Below are 23,412 nucleotides of genomic sequence, written 5' to 3'. Positions count from 1 at the left end.
GATCCGTGAGTGATTTGAGTCATATCCGCAATTTCTCCATCATCGCCCACATTGACCATGGCAAGTCGACGCTGGCCGATCGCTTCATCCAGATGTGCGGCGGCCTGGCCGAGCGTGAAATGGAAGCCCAGGTACTGGATTCCATGGATCTTGAGCGCGAGCGCGGGATCACCATCAAGGCGCACAGCGTCACCCTGTACTACAAGGCTCGTGATGGCGTCACTTACCAACTGAACTTCATCGATACCCCAGGTCACGTTGACTTCACCTATGAGGTGAGCCGTTCGCTGGCCGCCTGTGAAGGCGCGCTGCTGGTGGTCGATGCCGGTCAAGGCGTTGAAGCGCAGTCGGTTGCCAACTGCTACACGGCGATCGAACAGGGCCTGGAAGTGATGCCGGTGCTGAACAAGATCGACCTGCCACAGGCCGATCCGGACCGCGTAAAAGAAGAAATCGAAAAAATCATCGGCATCGATGCCACCGACGCGGTCACTTGCTCTGCCAAGACCGGCCTGGGCGTCGATGAGGTGTTGGAGCGTCTGGTTACTACCATTCCTGCACCCACCGGCAACATAGAAGATCCGCTGCAAGCGTTGATCATCGACTCCTGGTTCGACAACTACCTGGGCGTCGTGTCCCTGGTGCGCGTGCGTCACGGCCGCGTGAAGAAGGGTGACAAGATCCTGGTCAAGTCCACCGGCAAGATCCACCTGGTGGACAGCGTCGGTGTATTCAACCCGAAACACACCCCTACCGCTGACCTGAAGGCCGGTGAAGTGGGCTTCATCATCGCCAGCATCAAGGACATTCACGGAGCCCCCGTGGGCGACACCCTGACCTTGAGTTCGACGCCGGACGTCGATGTGCTGCCAGGTTTCAAGCGCATCCAGCCGCAGGTCTACGCCGGTCTGTTCCCGGTCAGCTCCGACGACTTTGAAGACTTCCGTGAGGCCCTGCAAAAGCTCACCCTGAACGATTCGTCGCTGCAGTACACCCCGGAAAGCTCCGACGCCCTGGGCTTCGGCTTCCGTTGCGGGTTCCTCGGCATGCTGCACATGGAAATCATCCAGGAGCGCCTGGAGCGCGAGTATGACCTGGACCTGATCACCACGGCGCCGACGGTAATCTTCGAGCTGCTGCTCAAGACCGGCGAGACGATCTACGTCGATAACCCGTCGAAGTTGCCGGACCTGTCTTCCATCGAGGACATGCGCGAGCCGATCGTGCGTGCCAATATCCTTGTGCCGCAAGAGCACTTGGGTAACGTCATTACGTTGTGCATCGAAAAGCGTGGTGTGCAGGTCGACATGCTGTTCCTGGGCTCCCAGGTACAAGTGACCTACGACTTGCCGATGAACGAAGTGGTCCTGGACTTCTTCGATCGCCTGAAATCCACCAGTCGCGGCTATGCTTCGCTGGATTACCATTTCGATCGTTACCAATCGGCTAGTCTGGTGAAACTGGACGTGCTGATCAACGGCGACAAGGTCGACGCGCTGGCGTTGATCGTGCACCGTGACAATGCGCACTACAAAGGTCGCCAGTTGACCGAGAAGATGAAAGAACTGATTCCGCGGCAGATGTTCGACGTGGCAATCCAGGCCGCCATTGGCGGGCAGATTGTGGCGCGTACAACCGTCAAGGCGCTCAGAAAGAACGTATTGGCCAAATGCTACGGCGGTGACGTCAGCCGTAAGAAAAAGCTGCTGGAAAAGCAAAAGGCCGGTAAAAAACGCATGAAGCAGGTCGGCAACGTGGAAATTCCGCAAGAAGCCTTCCTTGCCGTGCTCAGGTTGGATAGTTAGGTCCTATGTCACTAAATTTCCCGCTGTTGCTGGTCATCGCCGTTTTTGTCTGCGGCCTGTTGGCGTTGCTTGATCTGTTGATCCTGGCGCCGCGTCGGCGTGCCGCCATCGCCTCCTATCAGGGCAGCGTCAGCCAGCCTGATGGGGTGGTGATCGAGAAACTGGGCAAGGAACCGTTGCTGGTCGAATACGGCAAGTCGTTCTTCCCGGTGCTGTTCATCGTGCTGGTGCTGCGTTCGTTCCTGGTGGAACCGTTCCAGATCCCGTCGGGCTCGATGAAACCGACCCTGGACGTCGGCGACTTCATTCTGGTGAGCAAGTTTTCCTACGGGATTCGCTTGCCGGTGATCGACAAGAAAGTCATCGAAGTCGGTGAGCCACAGCGTGGCGATGTGATGGTGTTCCGCTATCCGAGCGATCCGAACGTCAACTACATCAAGCGTGTAGTGGGGTTGCCCGGCGATACGGTGCGGTACACCGCTGACAAGCGTCTGTTCGTCAACGGTGAGTCGATTGCCGAAAAGCTGGTCGGCTCCGAGCCGGGCACGCTGGGCAGTGCCGAGCTCTACAAGGAAAAACTCGGTGTCGCCGAGCACCTGATCCGCAAGGAAATGAGTCGCTATCGCGCAACACCGGACCGTACATGGACAGTGCCTGCCGGGCACTACTTCATGATGGGCGACAACCGCGACAACTCCAACGACAGTCGCTACTGGGATGATCCAGCCATTCCCAAGGATCTGCTGGGCATGGTTCCCGACAAGAATATCGTCGGCAAGGCCTTCGCGGTCTGGATGAGCTGGCCGGAACCCAAACTCAGTCACCTGCCGAATTTCTCGCGGGTTGGCCTGATCCAGTAATCAAGCACGGCGCTGTTGAACACAGCGCCGAATGCATTTCTGGAGTCGGTACAATCGGCGACAGAGGCATGAAAACAACGATATTCAGGACGTTATTTTTGAACACAGCGTTAATTGTCCCAGGCCTGCGCCGACTCCCGGCGATGGCGGTGGAATCCAACCACGAACTCAGCGTGGGTAAACCGTGAGCGTCTCCTTAAGCCGTCTCGAGCGTCAGCTCGGCTATACCTTCAAGGATCAGGAACTGATGGTCCTGGCCCTGACCCACCGCAGTTTTGCCGGGCGTAACAACGAACGCCTGGAATTCCTCGGTGATGCCATCCTCAACTTCGTTGCTGGCGAGGCGCTGTTCGATCGCTTCCCGCTGGCCCGCGAAGGCCAGTTGTCGCGTTTGCGCGCACGCCTGGTCAAGGGTGAGACCCTGGCCGTACTGGCCCGTGGTTTCGATCTGGGCGAGTACCTGCGCCTGGGCTCCGGCGAACTGAAAAGCGGCGGTTTTCGTCGCGAGTCGATTCTGGCCGATGCCCTGGAAGCGCTGATTGGCGCGATCTACCTGGACGCCGGCATGGAAGTGGCGCGCGAGCGCGTGCTGGCCTGGCTGGCTGGGGAGTTCGAAGGCCTGACGCTGGTCGACACCAACAAAGATCCAAAAACCCGCCTGCAGGAATTCCTGCAGTCCCGTGGTTGCGAGCTGCCGCGTTACGAAGTGGTGGATATCCAGGGTGAACCACATTGCCGGACGTTCTTCGTCGAATGTGAAATCATCCTATTGAATGAAAAAAGCCGAGGTCAGGGTGTGAGCCGTCGTATTGCCGAACAGGTAGCGGCCGCTGCAGCACTGATTGCCCTGGGTGTGGAGAATGGCAATGACTGATACAAACGCAACGCGCTGTGGCTATGTTGCCATCGTCGGCCGTCCGAACGTGGGCAAGTCCACGCTGCTCAACCACATCCTCGGCCAAAAGCTGGCGATCACCTCGCGCAAGCCGCAAACCACCCGTCACAACATGCTCGGCATCAAGACCGAGGGTGATGTGCAGGCGATCTACGTCGATACGCCCGGTATGCACAAGGGCGGCGAAAAGGCCTTGAACCGCTACATGAACAAGACTGCCTCGGCGGCATTGAAAGACGTCGACGTGGTGATCTTCGTGGTGGATCGCACCAAGTGGACCGACGAAGACCAGATGGTCCTCGAGCGCGTGCAATATGTCACCGGCCCGCTGATCGTTGCGCTGAACAAGACCGATCGCATCGAAGACAAGGCCGAGCTGATGCCGCACCTGAGCTGGTTGCAGGAGCAGTTGCCGAACGCACAGATCATCCCGATTTCGGCGCAGCACGGACACAACCTCGACGCGCTGGAAAAAGTCATCGCTGATCATCTGCCGGAGAACGATCACTTCTTCCCGGAAGACCAGATTACCGACCGCAGCAGCCGTTTCCTCGCCGCCGAGCTGGTACGCGAAAAAATCATGCGCCAGTTGGGCGCCGAGCTGCCGTACCAGATCACCGTCGAAATCGAAGAGTTCAAGCAGCAGGGCAAGACCCTGCATATCCATGCCTTGATCCTCGTGGAGCGTGATGGCCAGAAGAAAATCATCATTGGCGACAAGGGCGAGCGCATCAAGCGCATCGGCACTGAGGCGCGCAAGGACATGGAGCTGTTGTTCGACTCCAAGATCATGCTCAACCTGTGGGTCAAGGTGAAGGGCGGCTGGTCCGACGACGAGCGTGCCCTGCGTTCGCTGGGCTACGGCGACCTGTAAGACTGCATAACGATCCACTGTGGGAGCGAGCCTGCTCGCGAAGAGGATGTAACATTCAGCATTGATGTTGACTGTTCCACCGCTTTCGCGAGCAGGCTCGCTCCCACATTGGTTTTGGGTTGTCAGCAAATCGCGATCCATCATTGAGAGCTCCATGTCCCAACCCATCCCCCAACCCGCCTACGTCCTCCATTCCCGTGCCTACCGCGAAAACAGCGCCCTGGTGGACTTCCTCACGCCGCAAGGTCGGCTGCGGGCGGTATTGCGCAGTGCGCGGGGCAAGGCCGGGACGCTGGCGCGGCCGTTCGTGCCGCTGGAGGTCGAGTTTCGCGGGCGTGGCGAGCTGAAGAATGTCGGGCGCATGGAGAGCGCCGGCATCGCCACCTGGCTCAACGGTGAGGCACTGTTCAGCGGTCTTTATCTCAATGAGCTGTTAATTCGCCTGCTACCTGCCGAAGACCCTTTCCCTTCGGTGTTCGATCACTATGCCGCGACCTTGCTCGCCCTGGCCGAAGGTCGGGCCCTTGAGCCGTTACTGCGGTCGTTCGAATGGCGCTTGCTGGATGATCTGGGCTACGGCTTTTCATTGACTACCGATATCCACGACGAACCCGTTGCGCCAGACGGTCTCTACCGTTTGCAGGTGGATGCGGGGCTGGAGCGGGTCTATCTGCTGCAGCCCGGTTTGTTCAACGGCGCCGAATTGCTGGCCATGGCTGAGGCCGACTGGAGTGCGCCGGGTGCATTGTCAGCGGCCAAGCGTTTGATGCGCCAGGCACTGGCTGTTCACTTGGGCGGTCGTCCACTGGTCAGTCGCGAGCTGTTTCGCAAGCCGTAGTCTCCCCGTATGCTGTGCACCGAACTTTTTCTCTTTCTGGAGCGCTTCCGTGACCACCAGCACCCGCATTCTTCTTGGCGTGAATATCGACCACGTTGCCACCCTGCGTCAGGCCCGGGGCACGCGCTACCCGGATCCGGTAAAGGCGGCACTGGATGCGGAAGAGGCGGGCGCGGATGGCATCACCGTGCACCTGCGCGAAGACCGCCGGCACATCCAGGAGCGCGACGTGCTGGTGCTCAAGGACGTGCTGCAAACCCGCATGAACTTCGAAATGGGCGTCACTGAAGAAATGATGCAGTTCGCCGAGCGCATCCGTCCGGCGCATATCTGCCTGGTGCCGGAAACCCGCCAGGAGCTGACCACCGAAGGTGGGCTGGACGTGGCGGGGCAGGAGGCGCGGATCAAGGCTGCTGTGGAGCGCCTGTCGAGGATTGGCTCTGAAGTGTCGCTGTTCATCGATGCCGACGAACGGCAAATCGAAGCATCGCGTCGCGTCGGTGCGCCAGCCATCGAACTGCACACCGGTCGTTATGCCGATGCCGAGACGCCGACCGAAGTGGCTGAAGAGCTCAAGCGCGTCGCCGACGGCGTAGCGTTCGGCCTGGCGCAGGGCCTGATCGTCAATGCCGGCCACGGTCTGCACTATCACAACGTCGAGGCGGTGGCCGCGATCAAGGGCATCAACGAACTGAACATCGGCCATGCGCTGGTGGCCCATGCGCTGTTCGTGGGCTTCAAGTCGGCTGTGTCCGAGATGAAGGCGTTGATCCTGGCGGCTGCCGCCAAGTCTTAAAAACAACACAAAACCAATGTGGGAGCGGGCTTGCTCGCGAACGCGGTGTGACAGTCAACCAAGATGTTGAATGTTGAACCGCATTCGCGAGCAAGCCCGCTCCCACATTTGATTGAGATGGCTGTTAGAGGGGGGCAGGTTCCTGGGCCGGCTTGGTCTTGTCGATCCCCGGCACATGCAGGTTGCCCTCGGCGACCTGATCGCCTTCAAGCTGCGGCTGCGTTACCCAGGTCAGGATGTCGTAGTAGCGACGGATGTTCGCAACGAAATGCACCGGCTCGCCGCCACGGGCGTAGCCGTAACGGGTTTTGCTGTACCACTTCTTCTCGGACAGGCGCGGCAGGATTTTTTTCACGTCCAGCCATTTGTCTGGATTCAACCCTTCCTTGGCCGCCAGCTTGCGGGCGTCATCAAGGTGACCACTGCCGACGTTGTAGGCGGCCAGGGCAAACCAGGTGCGATCCGGTTCCTGGATCGACTCGTCGAGCTGGTCCTTCATGTAGGCCAGGTACTTGGCGCCGCCCATGATGCTCTGCTTGGGATCGAGGCGGTTGGACACGCCCATGGCTTGCGCAGTGTTCTGGGTCAGCATCATCAGGCCGCGCACACCGGTCTTGGACGTCACGGCCGGTTGCCACAGGGATTCCTGATAACCGATCGCCGCCAGCAGGCGCCAGTCGACCTGTTCTTTCTTGGCGTAAGCCTTGAAGTGCGGTTCGTACTTGGGCAGACGCTGCTGCAAGTGCTGGGCGAACGTGGTCGCGCCCATGTAGCCGAGTACATCGACATGCCCGTAATAACGGTCCTTGAGGCGTTGCAGGGTGCCGTTTTTCTTGACCTTGTCCAGATACTCGTTGATCTCGTTGAGCAGGCTGTTGTCGTCGCCCGGCGCCACGGCCCAGCTCTGGTTGCTGGCGTCACCCAGGTCGAAGGCAACGCGGATGTTGGTGAAATACACCTGGTTCATCGCGACTTCGTTGGAGTCGACCAGCGTCAGATCGATCTGACCTTCGTCGACCATGCGCAGGAGATCCACGACCTCGACCGCGTCGGATTCTTCGTATTCGATACCGGGAAATTTCTGTTTCAGCTGTGCGAGCTGCTCGGCATGGGTGCTGCCCTTGAGCACCATGATCTTCTTGCCGACCAGGTCCTTCGCGTCGGTAGGGCGCGACTTGCCGTTGCGGTAGATGACCTGTGGGGTGACTTCCAGGTAGGGGTGGGAGAACCGCACCTGTTTTTTGCGTGCTTCGCTGCTGACCAGGCCGGCCGCCGCCAGGACCGGGCCATTGGGCTTGCCCACCTGGTTGAACAGGTCGTCGAGGTTGTCGGCCGTCTCGATCTTGAGATCGACCCCCAGATCGTCGGCGAAGCGCTTCACCAGCTCGTATTCGAAGCCGGTTTCACCGTTGCGATCCTGAAAGTAGGTGGCGGGGCTGTTACGGGTAACCACCCGCAGCACACCATCCTCCTTTACGCGCTCCAGCGTGTTGGGTTTATCAACACAGCCACTGAGCATCAGGAAGAGTCCGGTTGCGATCAGCCATTTGGCGTACCGCGGACGCAAAGCCGTTGGGGAAAACATTTGCGCAGTATACGCAAAGGACCACGAGCGCCATATCTCGACAGCAACGGGGTAGTCTGCTAGAGATCGCAAAAGCGGGCAAAACCCCGCTGGAACGGGCCTTTTCAGCATTTTGATACAGTTAAAATAAGCTGTCGTAACCCGCCGGGTTAACCTGACTTTCGGGGCAGAAACACAGATCGGCACTCGAGTGCAACCGTGCGTAGCGTTTCGGGTGCTGTCGCTGGCTGTTTAGGCTAGAATGCACGGCCTCAAAGCACACCCCTTCCCGAGGCTGTCCCGAAGATGTTGATCCTGCGCGGCGCTCCTGCCCTTTCTGCCTTTCGCCACAGCAAGCTCCTTGAGCAACTGAGCCAGAAGGTTCCGGCTGTCAGTGGCCTGTATGCTGAATTCGCTCACTTCGCCGAAGTTACCGGCGACCTGACCGGCGACGAACAGCAGGTGCTTGCGCGCCTTCTGAAGTACGGTCCAAGCGTTCCGGTCCAGGAGCCGACCGGTCGTCTGTTCCTGGTGTTGCCACGTTTTGGCACCATCTCGCCCTGGTCGAGCAAGGCCAGCGACATCGCTCGCAACTGCGGCCTGACCAAGATCCAGCGTATCGAGCGCGGCATTGCCTTCTATGTGGCTGGCCAGTTCAGCGACGCTGAAGCCCAGTTGATCGCCGACGCACTGCACGACCGCATGACCCAGATCGTCCTGGGCAATCTCGAACAGGCTGCCGGCCTGTTCAGCCACGCCGAACCCAAGCCCCTGACCGCGATCGACGTGTTGGGTGGCGGCCGCGCCGCGCTGGAAAAAGCCAACACCGAACTGGGCCTGGCCCTGGCGGAAGACGAAATCGACTACCTGGTCAACGCCTTCGTCGGCTTGAAGCGCAACCCGCACGACATCGAACTGATGATGTTCGCCCAGGCGAACTCCGAGCACTGCCGTCACAAGATCTTCAACGCCAGTTGGGACATCGACGGCGAAAGCCAGGAAAAAAGCCTGTTCGGCATGATCAAGAACACCTACGTGATGCACAGCGAGGGCGTTCTGTCGGCTTACAAGGACAACGCTTCGGTGATCGTCGGCTCCGTGGCCGGGCGTTTCTTCCCGGACCCCGAAACCCGCCAGTACGGCGCGGTGCAGGAGCCGGTGCACATCCTGATGAAGGTTGAAACCCATAACCACCCGACCGCGATTGCCCCGTTCCCGGGCGCATCGACCGGTTCCGGTGGCGAGATTCGTGACGAAGGCGCGACCGGTCGTGGCGCCAAGCCAAAAGCGGGCCTGACCGGTTTCACCGTGTCCAACCTGCAGATCCCGGGCTTCGAACAGCCGTGGGAAGTGCCGTACGGCAAGCCCGAGCGTATCGTTACCGCGCTGGACATCATGATCGAAGGCCCGCTGGGCGGCGCTGCGTTCAACAACGAGTTCGGTCGTCCGGCACTGACCGGCTACTTCCGTACCTTCGAGCAGTCGATCAGCACCCCGCACGGTGATGAAGTGCGCGGTTACCACAAGCCGATCATGCTGGCTGGCGGCATGGGCAACATCCGTGAAGAACACGTCAAGAAAGGCGAGATCGTGGTCGGCTCCAAGCTGATCGTGCTCGGCGGCCCGGCGATGTTGATCGGCCTGGGCGGCGGCGCGGCTTCTTCCATGGCCACCGGCACCAGCTCGGCAGACCTGGACTTCGCCTCCGTGCAGCGTGAAAACCCTGAGATGGAGCGTCGCTGCCAGGAAGTCATCGACCGTTGCTGGCAACTGGGCGACAAGAACCCGATCAGCTTCATCCACGACGTGGGTGCGGGCGGCCTGTCCAACGCCTTCCCGGAACTGGTCAACGACGGCGACCGTGGTGGCCGTTTCGAACTGCGCAACATTCCAAACGACGAGCCGGGCATGGCCCCGCACGAAATCTGGAGTAACGAATCCCAGGAACGCTACGTGCTGGCAGTCGGCCCGGCCGACTTCGATCGCTTCAAGGCGATCTGCGAACGTGAGCGTTGCCCGTTTGCCGTCGTCGGCGAAGCCACGGCCGAGCCGCAGCTGACCGTCACCGACAGCCACTTCGGCAACAGCCCGGTGGACATGCCGCTCGAAGTGCTGTTGGGCAAAGCCCCGCGCATGCACCGTTCGGTAGTGCGTGAAAACGAGCTGGGCGACGATTTCGATCCGTCGACCCTCGACATCGGCAATTGCGTCGAGCGCGTCCTGCATCACCCGGCCGTCGCGAGCAAGAGCTTCCTGATCACCATCGGCGACCGCACCATCACCGGGCTCGTGGCCCGTGACCAGATGGTCGGCCCATGGCAGGTGCCGGTGGCCGACGTTGCCGTCACCGCCACCAGCTTCGACGTCTACACCGGTGAAGCCATGGCCATGGGCGAGCGCACTCCGCTGGCACTGCTGGACGCTCCGGCGTCGGGCCGCATGGCCATCGGCGAAACCCTGACCAACATCGCCGCTTCGCGCATCGCCAAGATCTCCGACATCAAGCTGTCGGCGAACTGGATGTCCGCCGCCGGTCACCCGGGTGAAGACGCACGCCTGTACGACACCGTGAAAGCGGTCGGCATGGAATTGTGCCCTGAGCTGGGCATCACCATTCCAGTGGGCAAGGACTCGATGTCCATGGCCACTCGCTGGAACGATGAAGGCGTGGACAAGGCCGTGACCTCGCCAATGTCCCTGATCGTGACCGGTTTCGCGCCAGTGACTGACATCCGTCAGACCCTGACCCCGCAACTGCGCATGGACAAGGGCACCACCGACCTGATCCTGATCGACCTGGGCCGTGGCCAGAACCGCATGGGTGCCTCGATCCTCGCCCAGGTGCATGGCAAGCTCGGCAAGCAGGCTCCGGACGTCGACGACGCCGAAGACCTGAAAGCCTTCTTCGCAGTGATCCAGGGCCTCAACGCCGACGGTCACCTGCTGGCTTACCACGACCGTTCCGACGGTGGTCTGCTGACCAGCGTGGTGGAAATGGCCTTCGCCGGCCATTGCGGCCTGAGCCTGAACCTCGACGGCCTGGCAGAAACGTCCGCTGACATCGCCGCGATCCTGTTCAACGAAGAACTGGGCGCCGTGATCCAGGTTCGCCAGGACGCTACTGCCGACATCCTTGCGCAATTCAGCGCTGCCGGCCTTGGCGAGTGCGTGTCGGTGATCGGCCAGCCGATCAACAATGGCCAGATCAACATCACCTTCAACGGTGACACCGTGTTCGAAGGCCAGCGTCGTCTGCTGCAACGCCAGTGGGCCGAGACCAGCTACCAGATCCAGCGTCTGCGTGACAACGCCGACTGCGCCGATCAAGAGTTCGACGTGCTGCTGGAAGAAGACAACCCGGGCCTGAGCGTCAAGCTCAGCTACGACGTCAACCAGGACATCGCCGCGCCTTACATCAAGAAAGGCATCCGCCCACAGGTTGCCGTGCTGCGTGAGCAGGGCGTCAACGGTCAGGTGGAAATGGCCGCCGCGTTCGATCGCGCCGGTTTCAACGCGATCGACGTGCACATGAGCGACATCCTGGCCGGTCGTGTCGACCTGAACGAGTTCAAGGGCCTGGTTGCCTGCGGCGGCTTCTCCTACGGTGACGTACTCGGCGCCGGTGAAGGCTGGGCCAAGTCGGCGCTGTTCAACAGCCGCGCCCGCGATGCGTTCCAGGGTTTCTTCGAGCGTAACGACAGCTTCACCCTCGGTGTGTGCAACGGTTGCCAGATGATGTCCAACCTGCACGAGCTGATCCCGGGCAGTGAGTTCTGGCCGCACTTCGTGCGTAACCGTTCCGAGCAGTTCGAAGCGCGCGTGGCGATGGTGCAGGTCCAGGAGTCGAACTCGATCTTCCTGCAGGGCATGGCCGGTTCGCGCATGCCGATCGCCATCGCCCACGGTGAAGGCCATGCCGAGTTCGCCAGCGAAGAAGCGTTGCTGGAAGCTGATCTGTCCGGTTGCGTGGCGATGCGTTTCGTCGACAACCATGGCAAGGTCACCGAAACCTACCCGGCCAACCCGAACGGCTCGCCGCGCGGGATCACCGGTTTGACCAGTCGCGACGGGCGCGTGACCATCATGATGCCGCACCCGGAGCGTGTGTTCCGTGCCGTGCAGAACTCGTGGCGTTCGGAAGACTGGAACGAAGACGCGCCTTGGATGCGTATGTTCCGTAATGCGCGTGTGTGGGTGAACTGATAGCTGTGTACAAGCTCGCTTTCTTCGTTCCCGACAGCCATGTCGACGTGGTCAAAAGTGCCGTATTCGCCGCCGGTGGCGGGCGGATCGGCACTTACGATCACTGTGCCTGGCAGGTGTTGGGCCAGGGCCAGTTTCGTCCACTGGACGGCAGTCAGCCGTTCATTGGCGAGGCGGGGCAGGTCCAGCGGGTCGAGGAATGGAAGGTCGAGCTGGTGGTGGCCGATGAGTTGATTGGCTCGGTGGTGGCGGCTCTTAAACAGAGTCACCCCTACGAGACGCCGGCGTACGAAGTGTGGCGGTTGGAGGATTTCTGATCCTTTGGTCGCTGCCATAAAAAACCCGCTGATTCGTCAGCGGGTTTTTTATGGCTCGCATTTTTCTTCGGGCGTAAAAAAACCCGGCATGAAAGCCGGGTTTCTCAGGAGCGTCGAGCTTAAGCGGTGAAGGTTTTGCCTTCGAACTGCTCAGCCACGAACTTCCAGTTAACCAGGTTCCAGAACGCCTCAACGTACTTCGGACGCAGGTTGCGGTAGTCGATGTAGTAAGCGTGTTCCCAAACGTCGCAGGTCAGCAGCGGGGTGTCGCCGTTGGTCAGCGGGTTGCCGGCACCGATGGTGCTGGCCAGGCCCAGGGAGCCGTCAGCCTTTTTCACCAGCCAGCCCCAACCGGAACCGAAAGTGCCGATGGAAGTCTTGCTGAACTCTTCCTTGAACTTGTCGAACGAACCGAAGGCTGCGTTGATGGCGTCAGCCAGCGCGCCGGTTGGTTGACCGCCAGCGTTTGGCGCCAGGCAGTTCCAGTAGAAAGTGTGGTTCCACACTTGAGCGGCGTTGTTGAAGATGCCGCCCGAGGAAGTCTTGACGATTTCTTCCAGGGTCTTGCCTTCGAACTCGGTGCCTGGCACCAGGTTGTTCAGGTTCACGACATAGGTGTTGTGGTGCTTGTCGTGGTGATATTCCAAGGTTTCCTTGGAGATGTGCGGCTGCAGGGCATCGTGTGCGTACGGCAGAGGCGGCAATTCGAAAGCCATGATGATTCTCCTAATCAGGTCTGTTGCGGTGAGCGCAAGGCCGATCACGGGCGGCCAAACAAGCGCCGGGGAGTTTGTACTCTTTGCGGCGCAGGGATCGGATCATAGCACCGGGGGTGCGGCATAACCACGCAACAACTGTGTGGAATAGAGGTTCCAGAGCCATTTGGAATAAATCAGCCGGCAGTGATCAACTGCAGTGCTACGGCAAACATCATCACCGCCACCAACAGGTCAAGGATACGCCAGGTGCCTGGCCGTGCCAGCCAAGGCGCCAGCCATGCGGCGCCGAGCGCCAGGGTGAAGAACCACAACAATGAGGCGCTCGCCGCACCCACCACGTACGCGCCGGGTTCGGTCTGTTGAGCGCCGAGGGAGCCGATCAGCAAGACAGTGTCCAGATAGACATGCGGATTGAGCAGCGTCACCGCCAGTGCACTGAGCATCACTGCGCGCAAAGAACGAACGGTCTGGTTTTCGCCCTGCTGCAGGCTCTGCCGGGAACAGGCCCGGCGCAACGCCTGGCTGCCATACCACAACAGAAACGCCGCGCCGCCCCAACGGGCAATGGCCAACAGGGTCGGGTTCTGTGCCAGCACCGTCGCCAGGCCAAATACACCGGCGGCCACCAACAAGGCATCGCAGGCCACGCAGAGTGCCGCCACCGGCAGGTGGTGTTCGCGGCGCAGGCTTTGCGCCAGTACAAACGCATTTTGCGTGCCGATCGCCATGATCAGGCCGAAGGCCACCAGCAGGCCGTTGATATAGCTTTGCCACATGTTCCTTACTCCGCGTTGGCTGCCAGGTCGCGCAATACCTGCAAGGCGCGCTCGGCGTCGGCCTGGCCGACAAACAAATGGTCGTGGTAGTAACCGGCGATCACATTGCAGCTGATCCCGGCCTGACCCAGGGCCGTGGCGAATGCCGCGGTGAGGCCGACGGCTTCAAGGGCCGAATGTACGTTCAGGGTGATCCACGCGGCGACATAGTCGAAGCTCAAGCCCGCCTGCTCGGCGCGGCAGCGTTCGACAATCACGGTCAGGCCTTCCTGCTCGCGAAAGCTGCCGATGATTTCCAGGCCCGCGGGCAATTGGCCGTTGGCCAGGGTGCAGAACACGTACTCGCCAGCATTGAGGTGCGGGCTCATGCTGCGCAGTAGCGTTGCCAGTGAAGTTTCGCCAGCCATGTCGAGGATCCTTGTGCGAGTTCGTGCTGGCTATTTTCCAGCAGTCACCTGTATAAGAAAAACCAATATTGCTGATCGCTCATTAGGAAAACTGATGTTCGACTATAAATTGCTTTCTGCCCTGGCTGCGGTGGTCGAGCAGGCCGGTTTTGAACGGGCAGCCCAGGTGTTGGGTTTGTCGCAATCGGCTATCTCCCAGCGCATCAAATTGCTTGAGGCGCGGGTCGGCCAGCCGGTACTGGTGAGGGGCACGCCGCCGTCGCCGACCGAGATCGGCCGGCGTTTACTCAACCATGTGCAGCAGGTACGTCTGCTTGAGCGGGATCTGCAAACGCTGGTGCCGACGCTCGACGACGAGGGCCTGCCGGAACGCCTGCGGATCGCCCTGAATGCCGACAGTCTCGCGACCTGGTGGGCCCAGGCGGTGGGGGAATTTTGCGCGCAACACCACCTGTTGATGGATCTGGTGGTCGAGGACCAGACCGTCGGCCTCAAGCGCATGCGCGCAGGCGAGGTCGCAGCGTGCCTGTGTGCCAGTGAGCGCCCGGTAGCCGGTGCGCGCAGCGTATTGCTCGGGGCGATGCGTTACCGTGCATTGGCCAGCCCGGCCTTCATTGCGCGGCACTTTCCCCAAGGCGTGCGCGCCAATCAGTTGGCCCGGACTCCTGCGCTGGTGTTCGGCCCGGACGACTTCCTGCAGCATCGCTACCTGGCATCCCTGGGCGTCGATGGCGGTTTCGAACACCATCTCTGCCCATCGTCTGAAGGCTTTATCCGCCTCACCGAGGCCGGGCTTGGCTGGGGCCTGGTGCCGGAACTTCAGGTGCGCGAACAACTGGAGCGCGGCATTTTGCTGGAGCTTTTGCCAGATAAACCGATCGACGTGCCGCTGTACTGGCATCATTGGCGTAATGGCGGTCAGTTGCTGGGGCTGCTGACCGAGCAATTGGTGCAGGTGTCCAGGCAGTGGTTGGTGCCGTTGGGCTGACAGGCAGCGTCAAGACCTCACGCAATACGCAAAAAACGAAATATTCGGAGCACTACATGAAGATTCTGGTCACCGGCGCAAGCGGCTTCATTGGCGGGCGCTTTGCGCGTTTCGCCCTGGAGCAGGGACTGGACGTGCGGGTCACCGGTCGCCGGGCCGAAAGCGTCGAACATCTGGTGCGCCGTGGCGCCGAGTTTATCCAGGGCGACTTGTGCGACCCGCTGCTGGCACGCGACCTGTGCTCCGGGGTCGAGGCCGTGGTGCATTGCGCCGGCGCCGTTGGCCTGTGGGGGCGTTATCAGGATTTTCACCTGGGCAACGTCCAGGTCACCGAAAACGTGGTTGAGGCCTGCCTGAAGCAGCGGGTTCGGCGCCTGGTGCACTTGTCGTCGCCATCGATCTATTTCGATGGTCGCGATCATCTGGGATTGACCGAAGAGCAGGTGCCTAAACGCTTCAAGCACCCGTACGCCGCAACCAAGTACCTGGCCGAGCAAAAAGTTTTCGGCGCCCAGGAGTTTGGCCTCGAAACCCTGGCGCTGCGCCCGCGTTTCGTGACCGGGGCCGGTGACATGAGCATCTTCCCGCGGTTGCTCAAGATGCAGCGCAAGGGGCGCCTGGCGATCATTGGCAACGGTTTGAACAAGGTCGACTTCACCAGCGTGCACAACCTCAATGAAGCGTTGCTCAGCAGTTTGCTGGCCACTGGTTCAGCCCTGGGCAAGGTGTACAACATCAGCAACGGCGCGCCGATCCCTTTGTGGGACGTGGTCAATTACGTCATGCGTAAAATGGAAGTCCCACAAGTCACGCGCTACCGTTCCTACAGCCTGGGCTACAGCGTCGCGGCGCTCAATGAGGGGTTCTGCAAGTTGTGGCCGGGACGTCCCGAACCCACCCTGTCGCGACTGGGTATGCAGGTCATGAAGAAAAATTTCACCCTGGATATCAGCCGAGCCCGGCATTATCTGGACTACGACCCCAAGGTCAGTCTCTGGACCGCGCTCGATGAATTCTGCGCCTGGTGGAAAGCCCAGGAGATCCGCTGAAATCGGCATCACTGAACCGAGGTTGGGGTTCAGGGTCAATCGTTGCGGCCGTGGGGGGTTATACTGCGCCGCATCCAGCCAACACCCTGTTTCACAAAGGTTGACTCAATGTCCATGCGTAACGATGCCAACGATGACTTCGACGATGTACCGAGCCTGCGTGCAGACATCCTCGATGACGATGATTTCCCGAAGAGCACCCGCACCACCGTGCATTCGCGCACGCCGCCAGTGGTCAAGGTCAAGGCGGCGAGCACCGGCCCGTTGTGGGCACTGGTCGGCGCCCTGTTCTTTGCCTTCGCGGGCCTTGCCTGGTGGAGCTTCCAGCAGATATCGCTGATGGAGCAACAGTTGGTGGCGACCCAGGAAAGCTTTGCGCGAATCAGTGAAGAAGCGGCGGGGCGCCTGCAGGATATTTCCGGCAAGGTGGTCGCCAGCCAGACTAACGTCAGTACCGACAGCGAAGCGCTGAAGCTGCAAATCCGGCAGTTGCAAAATCAGCTGCAGGATCAGGGCAAGCAACAACAGGGCGTCGCCGGCCAGGCCTCGGACCTGGACAAGCGTCTGGCGCAGATGACCGCGCAGACCAGCGACCTGGACAAACGGCTGACCCAGATGGCCGCCCAGGACACTGAGCAGCAAAAGGCCAATGCGCAAGTGCAGGAGCAGGTCAAAGCCTTGGGTAGTGAACTGGCCACGCTGAAAAATACCCCGGCGGATACCGAAAAATTCGACGCGCAACTGAAGAGCCTGGGCGCCGACATCACAGCGCTGAAGAAACAGGGCAATCCGAACGCCGCCATCGACCGCCTGGAACAGGACATCGTGGTCCTCAAAAGCCAGCAGGATAACCGTCCGAGTGCCCCTCAAGGCGCAAGCACTGCTGAGTTCGATGCCTTCCGCAGCCAGGTCACCCGGACCATCAACAGCCTGCAAGCGCAGATCCAGAACCTGCAACAGCAGGTGCGCGCTCGCCAGTAAGCCCTGCCTCATTCCCGGTTCGCCGGGAATGATCCCACCTCGATTCGCTGAATGTCCCTGCATGCGTCATTGCCGTCTACGCTCTTGAAACATCAAGAGAACGGGGGACGTGCCATGGGAGTTGTGCAAAAGTTGGCCTGTTTGGGAGGCATGCTGTTGATGTGCCTGGGCCAGGTTCAAGCTGCCGAAACGGAAAAGGCCGACAGTCAGGCCGCCATCGCTTTGCTGGAAAAAGCCTTGGCCTACTACCACGACAATGGCGACAAGGCATTCGCCGCCTTCAGCCGTCAGGGCGAGTTTGTCGACCAGGACCGGTACGTCTTCGTGGTCGATACCAAGGGCGTGATGCTTGCCAGCGGTGGGCCCTCGGCTGCATTGATTGGCCGGGATGTATCGGATGTGCTCGGGCCGGATCTGCAGAAGGCCTTCAAGGATGCGCTCAAAGTGCCCGAGGGCAATGGCATCCAGCAAGCGGAGTACCGTTGGCAAAACTGGTCCGACGGCAAGGTCGAGCGCAAGCATGTCTACTATCAGCGAGTCGGTCAGCGAATCCTCGCGGTCGGTTACTACCTGCCACGGGCTTCGGCGGAGCAAGCCATGGCCTTGCTGAACAAGGCGGCGGCCGACCTGGCCAAGGACGAGAAGGGCACCCTGAAAGCCATCAACTCACTGAAGGGCGGTTACCTGCAGGATGACCTGTATGTCTTCGTCGTCGACCTCGATACCCGGCGCTACGTCGCCCATGGCACCAACTTGCGATTGATCAACACCGATTTCAGCAAGATCAATGATCCGGATGGCAAGCCGGTGGGAGAGCCGATGCTGGCGCTGATCGCGAAACAGGATTACGGCGAGTATGAATACCGCTGGAAGAACCCGGTGACCGGTAAGGTCGAGAACAAGCATGCCTATCTGAAAAAGGTCGGGCATTTCCTGGTGGCGGTGGGGTATTACAGCCCTTGAATGGTATTGCCTGAGGCACCGCATTCGCGAGCAGGCTCGCTCCCACATTGAATCTTCAGTGATCACACATTTTGTGTACTCTGGAAAACATTGTGGGAGCGAGCCTGCTCGCGAATGCGGGCGACTCGGTCTCTCTACCGGACCTTGTCCTCGCGCCCGCGGAGCACCCTGTTCGGCATGGCGATCGCCGCCGCCAGCCCCAGCAGCGACACCGCAGCACTCACCATCAGCAAATGCCGGAACGTCAGCAGCAGTTCAGCGCGCAGGGCATCCTGCGCGTCACCCTGCGCGGCGTTCAGGCCATCCAGCAAGACATTCCCCGAGTGACCCTCGGCCAACAGCGAAGAGCCGGCCAGGTGGGCGAAGCTCGAATCCTGCAACAACGCCAGCAACAGTGCCGACATCAGTGCCACGCCCACCGCTCCGCCCAATGAACGGAACAGGTTGGTGGTGCTCGTGGCAACGCCGATGTCTCGCTGTTGCACCGAGTTCTGCGTGCCGACCAGGGAGGTCGGAAACTGCATGCCCGAGGCGATCCCGCAGAACAGCATGAACAGGCTACTGAGCAAAAAGGCCTGGGGCGGGCTGAACGCCATGCCGAGAATCGACCACGGCATGAGCAGGGCGCCGGTCAGGATCATCGGTTTGTAACGCCCGGTCACGGAAGTCCGGCGGCCGGCGAAATACGCACCGATCGGCAAGCCCATGGCCAGCGGCAGCAGGTGCAGGGCAGCGCTGTCGGCACCGGCACCGGTGACACTCTGGAAGCGCAGGGGCATCAGCACGATCAACGAGATGGCCTGGAAACTGGTGAAGAAAATCGTGCACCAGCACAGGATCGCATTGCGGTTGGTGAACAGGTGCATCGGCAGCAATGGCTCCGATGCCCGTCGTTCATGCAGCACGAACAGGCCCAGCACCGCTGCCGCACAAGCCATTAATCCCAATACTTCGGTACTGCGCCAGGAGTGCCCCTGGCCGAATTGGGTGATGCCCAGCAGCAACGCCGTCAGCCCGATGATCATCAACAGGGTACCGAGGTAATCGATCACCGGTTTGCGTTGCGGAATCGGCAAGCCGACCAGCGTGCGATTGGCCACCAGCCATGCTCCCACGCCCAGCGGCAAATTGATCAGGAAGACCCAACGCCAGGACAGGTATTCGGTCATGTACCCGCCCAGCACCGGGCCGGCGACGCTGGCCACCGCATACATGCTGCTGAAATAGCCCTGATAACGGCCGCGCTCACGGGGCGGCACGATGTCGCCGATGATTGCCTGGCTGACGGAGATCATTCCACCGGCTCCGATCCCCTGGAGAATTCGCGCCAGCACCAGTTGCTCCATGCTCTGGGCCATGCCACAGAACAGCGACGCCAGGGTGAACAACCCCATGCCAAACAGCATCAATTTGCGCCTGCCGTACAGATCGCCCAGCTTGCCGTAGATCGGCACTGCCACTGTCATTGCCACCATGTAGCCGGAAATCACCCAGGCCAGCAAACTGACGTCCTTGAACTGCGCGGAAATGGCCGGCATCGACACGGCAACGATGGTCTGGTCCAGCGCACCGAGGAAAATCGCCAGCATCAGCGCGATCAGCACGCTGCGGATGGCCGGTTTGGGCAATTCAGGCTGGTGGAAAGTGGTCACGAATAAACCTGCGGCAGTGAATGACCCGCCAGTCAAGGCGAGCGGGATGCTCGCCAGTGTAAGTCGATAGGAGGCTATTCGATAGCCTCATATGGAAGGCCTGGCCGATCAATTTGCAAACCGTCGAACTGACGAGCGGCTATCAGGTCGCGGATGACTCCTGTCTGGCCGTAGACCATCACCGTTTTGCAACGGGTCAGCCCTTGCAGATCCCACGCGGCGGGGGTCGGTGATTGATTTTTATGGATCGAGTGCTTGCAATTTCCCCTTGCGGGTCGGTCAATTGAAGGTGAAAACTGAGCGGGTAGCTGTACATTCTGCCAATCGGTGCGATTATCGCCCGTCGTCCATTCCGAAACCTGGATTGAAGTGATGAACAAGCCTGACCTGCCTTCGATTCCGGTGTTCAAGCTCTACGGTGAAAGCCTGGATTGGCCGACCCCGGACTTGCTGCACTGTGAAACCATTTCCAAACGCAGTCGCGAACACCAATGGGAAATCAAACCCCACCGCCACGCCGATTTATGTCAGTTGCTCTTCGTGTTCAAAGGTCAGGCAGAGCTTGAAATCGAAGGCAAACGTTCGCAACTGACTGAGCCGGCGATCCAGATCCTGCCGCCGTTGTCGGTGCATGGTTTTCGGTTCAGCGAAGACGTCGAGGGGTTCGTGGTCACCCTCGCGGCACCACTTATCGCGCATCTTCAGGCGCAATTGGGGCATTCGGTAAATGCCCTGGCCCAGGCCGAGAGCTACCCGGCAGGCCCCGACGCCGCATACCTCAACAGTCTGTTCGGCGCGTTGCAGAACGAATACACCGGCCACCAACCGGCGCGGGAAATGCTTATGCATTCGCTGGTCAGCGTGATCATGGTTTGGGTCAGCCGCCAGGTGATCCAGCGCCGGTCAGCCGGTCAACGACCGCAGCGGGCGCGGGAATACCTCAATGGCTACATCCAGTTGGTGGAAGAAACCTACCGCCAGCACGTCAAGGTTGAAGACCTGGCCCATCGGCTGGGGATTTCGGTCTCTCACCTCAATGGCACCTGCCGCGAGTTGGCGGGGCAACCGGCGTTGCAGATCATGCACGAACGGCAGTTGTTGGAGGCCAAGCGCCTGCTGACCTACACCAGCATGACCATCTATGAAATGTCCGACGTGTTGGGGTTCTCTGATCCGACCAATTTCACGCGCCTGTTCCGACGACGCGTGGGCATCTCGCCAAAGGCGTTTCGCGACCGCTTGAAGGCCGATCAGGACAAAGAAGGCTGATCCGCTCCTTAGCGCAGTGCGTTAAGGGTGGCGTTGTGTGGGATGCAGCGCTCGAAGTTGCAACTGGCAGCCTCCCGGGGCAAGTTGCGTAGCTGCTCGACACGCCACGCAGCAGCGCCATACAACCCGAGCGTGACCGCGCAGGTGATGAAGATGGCGAGGTACCTTCTTGTTTTGATGTTCATGGCGTAGACCTCTGAACGAATACCCTTCGGTATTAACTTGAGCATAGGTCAGATGCGTAGGAGCTGCCGGAGGCTGCGATCTTTTGATCTTGATTTTCAGCGGCGTTTAGAAGATCCATATCAAAAGATCGCAGCCTGCGGCAGCTCCTACAGGCCAGTATCCCACTCCGGATCTTCGGGGAACCTCTCCACCAGAAAATCCACCAGGCAGCGCAACGCTGTCGGCATGTGCTTGCGTGAGGCGTACACGGCGTACACGCTCATCTGCCTTGGCTCTGCCCGGGGCAGCAGGCGCACCAGATCACCGTTTTGGATGTACACGCCGGCCTGATAAGTGGGAAGCATGGCCACGCCTGCGCCGGCCAGGGTGGCGCGAAGCAGTGTGCTGGCTTCGTTGGCGCTGATGTTGCCTTGCACGGGCACCGCCACCTGTTCGCCACCCTGTTCAAAGTGCCACAGGTTTTTGCCGAAGTACGAATGGGTCAGGCAATTGTGCAGGCTCAAGTCCTCGATCCGCCGGGGTGCAGGGTGTTCACGCAGATAGGCGGGGGCGGCGCAGATCACTGATCGGCAGACGGTAAGTCGACGGGCGATCAGGTTCGGGTCCAGGTCATTGCTGGTGCGAATGGCCAGGTCGATGCGCTCGTCCACCAGGTTCACCGTGCGGTCAAGCATTTGCATGTCGATGCTGACACCCGGGTAGCGCTTGACGAATGCTGCCATGGCATCGGCCAATTGCGCCTGGCCGAACGAGGTGCTGACGCTGATTCGCAGCAGGCCGCGGGGCGTATCGTCTGGCACGCTGACGGCAGCTTGCATGTCCGTGGACAGGTCGAGCATCTGCCGGCAGCGGGGCAGTATTTCGCTACCGGCGGCGGTCAGGCTCAACTTGCGCGTGGTGCGGTGCATCAGGCGTGCGCCAACCCAGTTCTCCAGTTCCGCCAGATAACGCGAAACCACCGGCCGTGACAGCTCCAGATGATCGGCGGCGGCCGACTGGCTGCCAAGATCGATCACCGTGACGAACACCCGCATTGCTTGTAGACGATCCATGATTTGCCCGGTTTCAGAAACAAACTATGTTAAAGCATCGCATTTTTTGTACTGAAGCAGGCAACTAAGCTCTGTTCCCATATCGGCCTTCCCTGGCCTGCAAGCAACGGAGCAACAGATGATCGGTTTCACCACACTTAAACGCGTTTTGCTGGCGACCGCTGTCCTCGGCTTCGCCGCCCACGCAGCCGCGTCGACATTGACACTGGATGTCTATAACCCCGGCGATAAAGCGATATTCCCGGTAACCTCGGTACTGGTCAGCGGCGAGAAAGAGGCCATCCTGGTGGACGCCCAGTTCGGCAAGTCCCAGGCCGCGCAAGTGGTGGAAAAAATCCGCGCCAGTGGCAAGCAACTGACCACTATCTACATCAGCCACGGCGACCCGGATTACTACTTCGGCCTCGATACCCTGACGGCTGCATTCCCCAATGCAAAAGTGCTCGCTTCGCCGCCGACCGTTGATCACATCAAGCAAACCGTCGACGGCAAACTGGCGTTCTGGGGGCCGAAATTGGGAGCTGACGCGCCCGCCCAAACGGTTGTGCCGGATGTGCTCAAGGGCGACAGCCTGATGCTCGAAGGGCAGAAACTGCAGGTGATCGGCCTTGAGGGCAAGCAACCGGATCGCAGCTTCGTGTGGATTCCGTCGATCAAGGCCGTGGTCGGTGGTGTGGTCGTGGCAGAAAACATCCACGTCTGGATGGCCGATACCCAGACCGCGCAGTCCCATGCCGATTGGCTGGCTACCCTGCATTCGATCGAAAACCTGAAGCCGAACACCGTCGTGCCGGGCCATTACCTCGGCGATAGCGCCCGCTCCCTGGCCGCCGTGCAGTTCACCGCCGAATACATCAAGGCCTTCGACGAAGAAACCGCCAAGGCCAAGGATTCGGCGGCACTGATCGCAGCAATGAAAAAACGCTTCCCGGCACTGGGGGAGGAAAGCTCGTTGGAGCTGAGCGCCAAGGTCGCCAAGGGCGAGATAAAGTGGTAACCCGCCAATGGGACGCAGAGCGTCCCGGGCTGCATTCCCACGCAGAGTGGACTGCACCCCAAAGGTTGGACACAACCGATGGGGTGTTTCATGGGGAAGTACACAGTTCAAGTGAAGCTGTTGGCGGTGCAGGATTACTGTTCCGGTAATGCGGGTCTTAGAGATGTTGCGGATCGGCACGATGTTGATTTTTCTTCGTTGCGCCAGTGGATCGCGGCCTA

The 23,412-nt window shown here is 60.3% G+C and carries 23 protein-coding genes; 15 read left to right on the top strand and 8 right to left on the bottom strand.

The features are described from left to right. Window positions 1-5: 5 nt before the first annotated feature. The 6 genes from lepA (at window position 6) to pdxJ (ending at window position 6,068) form a co-directional block, all read left to right on the top strand. Window positions 6-1,805, top strand: a complete 1,800-nt coding sequence (gene lepA, locus CGA21_RS09575; protein ID WP_020799456.1) for a translation elongation factor 4 — start codon at window positions 6-8, stop codon at window positions 1,803-1,805. Window positions 1,806-1,810: 5 nt separating this feature from the next. Then, window positions 1,811-2,665, top strand: coding sequence for a signal peptidase I (gene lepB, locus CGA21_RS09570; protein WP_110752782.1), 855 nt, complete (start codon window positions 1,811-1,813; stop codon window positions 2,663-2,665). A gap of 184 nt (window positions 2,666-2,849) precedes the next feature. Then, entirely contained in the window at window positions 2,850-3,539 is a 690-nt protein-coding gene (gene rnc / locus CGA21_RS09565; RefSeq protein ID WP_018927089.1) for a ribonuclease III, read from the top strand. Further along, a complete protein-coding gene (gene era / locus CGA21_RS09560; protein WP_020799458.1) occupies window positions 3,532-4,434 on the top strand; it encodes a GTPase Era in 903 nt (300 codons plus the stop codon). Before rnc ends, era begins: the two co-directional genes overlap by 8 nt. Before the next feature lie 154 nt (window positions 4,435-4,588). Further along, window positions 4,589-5,272 (top strand): DNA repair protein RecO, encoded by a 684-nt coding sequence (gene recO / locus CGA21_RS09555; RefSeq protein ID WP_020799459.1) that lies wholly within the window; start codon window positions 4,589-4,591, stop codon window positions 5,270-5,272. A 49-nt stretch (window positions 5,273-5,321) separates the two neighbouring features. After that, complete coding sequence (gene pdxJ / locus CGA21_RS09550; protein ID WP_110752786.1) at window positions 5,322-6,068, top strand: pyridoxine 5'-phosphate synthase; 747 nt, start codon at window positions 5,322-5,324, stop codon at window positions 6,066-6,068. Between the two features lie 124 nt (window positions 6,069-6,192). Here pdxJ and mltF read toward each other — a convergent pair whose 3' ends face one another. After that, window positions 6,193-7,653, bottom strand: a complete 1,461-nt coding sequence (mltF, locus tag CGA21_RS09545; protein WP_188264095.1) for a membrane-bound lytic murein transglycosylase MltF — start codon at window positions 7,651-7,653, stop codon at window positions 6,193-6,195. 285 nt (window positions 7,654-7,938) lie between these two features. Between mltF and purL the strand changes: the two genes are divergently transcribed. After that, window positions 7,939-11,835, top strand: a complete 3,897-nt coding sequence (gene purL, locus CGA21_RS09540; protein ID WP_188264094.1) for a phosphoribosylformylglycinamidine synthase — start codon at window positions 7,939-7,941, stop codon at window positions 11,833-11,835. Between the two features lie 5 nt (window positions 11,836-11,840). After that, window positions 11,841-12,152: a YqfO family protein gene (locus CGA21_RS09535; protein ID WP_110752792.1), complete on the top strand. Its 312-nt coding sequence runs from the start codon at window positions 11,841-11,843 to the stop codon at window positions 12,150-12,152. Between the two features lie 119 nt (window positions 12,153-12,271). Here CGA21_RS09535 and CGA21_RS09530 read toward each other — a convergent pair whose 3' ends face one another. The 3 genes from CGA21_RS09530 to CGA21_RS09520 all read right to left on the bottom strand — a co-directional run bounded on the left by CGA21_RS09530 (window position 12,272) and on the right by CGA21_RS09520 (window position 14,054). Then, a complete protein-coding gene (locus tag CGA21_RS09530) occupies window positions 12,272-12,868 on the bottom strand; it encodes a superoxide dismutase (RefSeq protein WP_020799465.1) in 597 nt (198 codons plus the stop codon). Between the two features lie 176 nt (window positions 12,869-13,044). Then, window positions 13,045-13,647, bottom strand: coding sequence for a LysE/ArgO family amino acid transporter (locus CGA21_RS09525; protein ID WP_110752794.1), 603 nt, complete (start codon window positions 13,645-13,647; stop codon window positions 13,045-13,047). A gap of 5 nt (window positions 13,648-13,652) precedes the next feature. After that, window positions 13,653-14,054 (bottom strand): ACT domain-containing protein, encoded by a 402-nt coding sequence (locus CGA21_RS09520; RefSeq protein WP_110752796.1) that lies wholly within the window; start codon window positions 14,052-14,054, stop codon window positions 13,653-13,655. 94 nt (window positions 14,055-14,148) lie between these two features. On the opposite strand from CGA21_RS09520, the gene CGA21_RS09515 reads away from it, so the two are divergent. The 4 genes from CGA21_RS09515 to CGA21_RS09500 all read left to right on the top strand — a co-directional run bounded on the left by CGA21_RS09515 (window position 14,149) and on the right by CGA21_RS09500 (window position 18,035). Beyond that, window positions 14,149-15,042: a LysR family transcriptional regulator ArgP gene (locus CGA21_RS09515; protein WP_110752798.1), complete on the top strand. Its 894-nt coding sequence runs from the start codon at window positions 14,149-14,151 to the stop codon at window positions 15,040-15,042. 56 nt (window positions 15,043-15,098) lie between these two features. Next, window positions 15,099-16,091, top strand: a complete 993-nt coding sequence (locus CGA21_RS09510; protein ID WP_110752801.1) for an NAD-dependent epimerase/dehydratase family protein — start codon at window positions 15,099-15,101, stop codon at window positions 16,089-16,091. A 108-nt stretch (window positions 16,092-16,199) separates the two neighbouring features. Further along, window positions 16,200-17,072, top strand: a complete 873-nt coding sequence (locus CGA21_RS09505) for an ATPase (RefSeq protein ID WP_188264093.1) — start codon at window positions 16,200-16,202, stop codon at window positions 17,070-17,072. Window positions 17,073-17,186: 114 nt separating this feature from the next. After that, complete coding sequence (locus CGA21_RS09500; protein WP_033043449.1) at window positions 17,187-18,035, top strand: cache domain-containing protein; 849 nt, start codon at window positions 17,187-17,189, stop codon at window positions 18,033-18,035. A 134-nt stretch (window positions 18,036-18,169) separates the two neighbouring features. Here CGA21_RS09500 and CGA21_RS09495 read toward each other — a convergent pair whose 3' ends face one another. Together CGA21_RS09495 and CGA21_RS09490 are read right to left on the bottom strand one after the other, a co-directional pair. Continuing rightward, window positions 18,170-19,624, bottom strand: a complete 1,455-nt coding sequence (locus CGA21_RS09495; RefSeq protein WP_411157068.1) for an MDR family MFS transporter — start codon at window positions 19,622-19,624, stop codon at window positions 18,170-18,172. A gap of 137 nt (window positions 19,625-19,761) precedes the next feature. Next, complete coding sequence (locus CGA21_RS09490; RefSeq protein WP_188264185.1) at window positions 19,762-20,067, bottom strand: hypothetical protein; 306 nt, start codon at window positions 20,065-20,067, stop codon at window positions 19,762-19,764. Between CGA21_RS09490 and CGA21_RS09485 the strand changes: the two genes are divergently transcribed. After that, the gene (locus CGA21_RS09485; RefSeq protein WP_188264091.1) at window positions 20,060-20,956 is read left to right on the top strand and encodes a helix-turn-helix domain-containing protein; all 897 of its coding nucleotides are present in this window, start codon (window positions 20,060-20,062) and stop codon (window positions 20,954-20,956) included. The two genes, CGA21_RS09490 and CGA21_RS09485, sit on opposite strands and share 8 nt — an antisense overlap. Before the next feature lie 8 nt (window positions 20,957-20,964). Here CGA21_RS09485 and CGA21_RS09480 read toward each other — a convergent pair whose 3' ends face one another. After that, entirely contained in the window at window positions 20,965-21,141 is a 177-nt protein-coding gene (locus CGA21_RS09480; RefSeq protein ID WP_020799474.1) for a hypothetical protein, read from the bottom strand. A 147-nt stretch (window positions 21,142-21,288) separates the two neighbouring features. Then, window positions 21,289-22,194, bottom strand: coding sequence for a LysR family transcriptional regulator (locus CGA21_RS09475; protein ID WP_223194086.1), 906 nt, complete (start codon window positions 22,192-22,194; stop codon window positions 21,289-21,291). A gap of 118 nt (window positions 22,195-22,312) precedes the next feature. On the opposite strand from CGA21_RS09475, the gene CGA21_RS09470 reads away from it, so the two are divergent. Both CGA21_RS09470 and CGA21_RS09465 read left to right on the top strand, forming a co-directional pair. Next, entirely contained in the window at window positions 22,313-23,191 is an 879-nt protein-coding gene (locus tag CGA21_RS09470) for an MBL fold metallo-hydrolase (protein WP_188264090.1), read from the top strand. A gap of 90 nt (window positions 23,192-23,281) precedes the next feature. Beyond that, window positions 23,282-23,412: transposase (locus CGA21_RS09465; RefSeq protein ID WP_188264089.1), on the top strand; the 131-nt coding region annotated here is incomplete at its 3' end.

It is taken from the genome of Pseudomonas sp. PSB11, assembly GCF_014596605.1.
GTDB lineage: Bacteria > Pseudomonadota > Gammaproteobacteria > Pseudomonadales > Pseudomonadaceae > Aquipseudomonas > Aquipseudomonas umsongensis.
The sequence above is the reverse complement of the archived record's forward strand: the minus strand, read 5'-3'. Positions and strand labels throughout refer to the sequence as shown.

Coding starts and splice junctions, on each gene's coding strand:
- lepB (WP_110752782.1), top strand. CDS start 1,811: ATGTCACTAAATTTCCCGCTGTTGCTGGTCATCGCCGTTTTTGTCTGC.
- era (WP_020799458.1), top strand. CDS start 3,532: ATGACTGATACAAACGCAACGCGCTGTGGCTATGTTGCCATCGTCGGC.
- recO (WP_020799459.1), top strand. CDS start 4,589: ATGTCCCAACCCATCCCCCAACCCGCCTACGTCCTCCATTCCCGTGCC.
- mltF (WP_188264095.1), bottom strand. CDS start 7,653: ATGTTTTCCCCAACGGCTTTGCGTCCGCGGTACGCCAAATGGCTGATC.
- purL (WP_188264094.1), top strand. CDS start 7,939: ATGTTGATCCTGCGCGGCGCTCCTGCCCTTTCTGCCTTTCGCCACAGC.
- CGA21_RS09530 (WP_020799465.1), bottom strand. CDS start 12,868: ATGGCTTTCGAATTGCCGCCTCTGCCGTACGCACACGATGCCCTGCAG.
- CGA21_RS09525 (WP_110752794.1), bottom strand. CDS start 13,647: ATGTGGCAAAGCTATATCAACGGCCTGCTGGTGGCCTTCGGCCTGATC.
- CGA21_RS09520 (WP_110752796.1), bottom strand. CDS start 14,054: ATGGCTGGCGAAACTTCACTGGCAACGCTACTGCGCAGCATGAGCCCG.
- CGA21_RS09515 (WP_110752798.1), top strand. CDS start 14,149: ATGTTCGACTATAAATTGCTTTCTGCCCTGGCTGCGGTGGTCGAGCAG.
- CGA21_RS09510 (WP_110752801.1), top strand. CDS start 15,099: ATGAAGATTCTGGTCACCGGCGCAAGCGGCTTCATTGGCGGGCGCTTT.
- CGA21_RS09505 (WP_188264093.1), top strand. CDS start 16,200: ATGTCCATGCGTAACGATGCCAACGATGACTTCGACGATGTACCGAGC.
- CGA21_RS09500 (WP_033043449.1), top strand. CDS start 17,187: ATGGGAGTTGTGCAAAAGTTGGCCTGTTTGGGAGGCATGCTGTTGATG.
- CGA21_RS09495 (WP_411157068.1), bottom strand. CDS start 19,624: ATGCTGGCGATTTTCCTCGGTGCGCTGGACCAGACCATCGTTGCCGTG.
- CGA21_RS09485 (WP_188264091.1), top strand. CDS start 20,060: ATGAACAAGCCTGACCTGCCTTCGATTCCGGTGTTCAAGCTCTACGGT.
- CGA21_RS09480 (WP_020799474.1), bottom strand. CDS start 21,141: ATGAACATCAAAACAAGAAGGTACCTCGCCATCTTCATCACCTGCGCG.
- CGA21_RS09475 (WP_223194086.1), bottom strand. CDS start 22,194: ATGGATCGTCTACAAGCAATGCGGGTGTTCGTCACGGTGATCGATCTT.
- CGA21_RS09470 (WP_188264090.1), top strand. CDS start 22,313: ATGATCGGTTTCACCACACTTAAACGCGTTTTGCTGGCGACCGCTGTC.